Annotated in this window: 2 protein-coding genes; one reads left to right on the top strand and one right to left on the bottom strand. The window is 67.8% G+C overall.

Annotated elements, in window-relative coordinates; all coding sequences use genetic code 11:
• The coding region (locus tag ACY45C_RS07735; protein ID WP_462186945.1) for a glycosyltransferase family 2 protein at nucleotides 1–957 on the top strand (957 nt) is incomplete at its 5' end.
• Here ACY45C_RS07735 and ACY45C_RS07730 read toward each other — a convergent pair.
• A partial coding sequence (locus ACY45C_RS07730) for a sugar transferase (RefSeq protein ID WP_462186944.1) occupies nucleotides 954–2,281 on the bottom strand: 1,328 nt, incomplete at its 5' end. The two genes, ACY45C_RS07735 and ACY45C_RS07730, sit on opposite strands and share 4 nt — an antisense overlap.

Here is a 2,281-nt window from a genome sequence, read left to right as displayed (position 1 = left end):
GGGCTGGAGAGGGAAATGGGCGTCGACGTCTCGATCCTGATCGTCTCCTACAACACCGGCGCCATGACGGCGGCATGCCTGGAGTCCTGTGTAGCCGCGTCCGACGGTCTAGCGACCGAGATGATCGTCCTGGACAACGCCTCCACGGACGACTCTGTCTCGATCATCCGTGGTCGGTTTCCCGCGGTGAACCTGATCGAGCAGAGGACGAACCTCGGCTTCGGCCGGGCGGTCAACCTCGCGGCCTCCCACGCGAAGGGGGAGTACCTGCTCCTCCTCAACCCCGACACGGTGGTGCTCCCCGGCGCGGTCGCGAACCTGCTGGACTTCGCGCGGGCCAACCCGAGGCACGGCATCTACGGCGGTCGCACCCTCGGTCCGGACCGGACCATCGACCCCAGGTCGTGCTGGGCTGTCCCGACCGTCTGGAGCCATGTGTGCTTCGGCCTCGGACTGTCCACCGCCTTCCGGCGTTCGGCCCTGTTCGATCCCGAATCAATGGGACCGTGGCCTCGCGACACGGTTCGGGCCGTGGGGGTGGTGACGGGCTGCCTGTTGCTCATCCCACGCGCGCTGTTCGAGCAGCTCGGTGGCTTCGACCCCCGTTTCTTCATGTACGGCGAGGACGTCGACCTGTCGATCCGGGCCCGCCGAGCCGGCCTGGATCCCGTGATCACACCCGGCGCGGTCGTGGTTCACCATGGCGGTGCGTCCTCCGCCGGATGGGCGGACAAGCACGTGCTGGTGATGACGGGCAAGGTGACACTGGCGCGGACCCGTTGGACCGGGTGGCGCCGGACGGTGTGTCTGGCGATGCTGCTCCTCGGGGTGGCGCTGCGGGCGGCCCTCGCCACGGTAACCGGCCGGCCGGCCGGCGCCGGGAGCGGCGGCTGGCGCGTCGTCTGGACTCGGCGGGCCGACTGGCGGGCCGGCTATCCGCCCCTTCCGCCAGCCTAGAATGCGCCGGACCGCCGCAGAACGGCGCGAACAGTCCGGGCGATGATGGCGAGGTCGAGCATGATCGACCAGTTCTCGACATAGTAGAGGTCGAGCCGCACCCCGTCCCGCCAGGGCAGTTCTGAACGCCCATTTACCTGCCACAGTCCGGTCAGGCCGGGCTTGACCTTGAATCGACGGTGGACGGAGTCGTGATATTGAGCGACCTCTGCCGGCAGCGGCGGCCGCGGCCCCACCAGCGACATCTCGCCGCGGAGGACGTTGACGAGTTGCGGCAGCTCGTCGATCGACAGGTGCCGTAGCGTCCGTCCGACCCGAGTGACGCGGGGGTCGTCGCGAATCTTGAAAAGTGGCCCGTCAGCCTCGTTGCGCTCCTCCAGGGCTGCCCGGCGCCGTTCGGCGTCCACGTACATCGTCCGGAACTTGAGGATCTGGAACTCGCGGCCGTCCTTACCCACCCGGGTCTGGCGAAACCACGCCGGTCCGGTGCTGTCGACCCGGATGGTCAACGCGACGAGAAGCAGCAGCGGAGACAGGGTAACGAGGGCCATGGCGGCAAGGATTCGGTCGAAGATGTCTTTGGCGACCTTTCGCCAACCGGTATAGACCGGGCTCTCCACGTGTAGCAGGGGGAGACCTGCGATCGGCCGCAGGGAAACCCGCGGTCCGGCGATTCCGGCCATACTCGACGCGATGACGAGATCGACACCGGTCCCCTCGAGGTCCCAGGCGATCCGCTTGGCGGCTTCGATGTTGACCGCCGCGGATGAGGCGACCACCACCGTGTCGGCCATAGCGCGGGCGACGGCGGACCGCAGCGCCGGCAGGGCACCGAGGACGGGAAAGGGAAAATAATCGGCCGAGTAGTCGTCCTGCCGGGGTAGGCATGCGCCGACGATCTCGAATCCGGCCGCGGGTTCATATCGGAACTCGCTGACGAGTTCGGCCACCGTGCTACGGTCACCGACGACGACAACCCGGTGGCGGGCACGGCCGGCCCGCCGAGCCGCCACCAGCCGCCGGCGGGCGAGCATCCGACCGGTAATCAGCAGCAGCAGCCCCAGCGGCAGGACCACCAGACAGAACCCGCGAGCGACTTCTGCGCGCAGGACGTAGGAGAGGATCGCCGTCGTGCCCCACAGTCGGAACGTCGCGACGCTGATCCGCCGGTATTCCTCGGTTCCGATGCCCAGATATTTCGTCTGATAGGTATCGGCGGCGCCGAGCATGGCGAGCCAGCCCAGCCCGATACCTATCGCGACGGAGAGATATGACGCCCCGTGGACGGTTGGGTTCGAATTCATGCCGAACCGGAGGACATAGG

The sequence above is a fragment of the Frankia sp. CcWB2 genome (assembly GCF_977927585.1).
The sequence above is the reverse complement of the archived record's forward strand: the minus strand, read 5'-3'. Positions and strand labels throughout refer to the sequence as shown.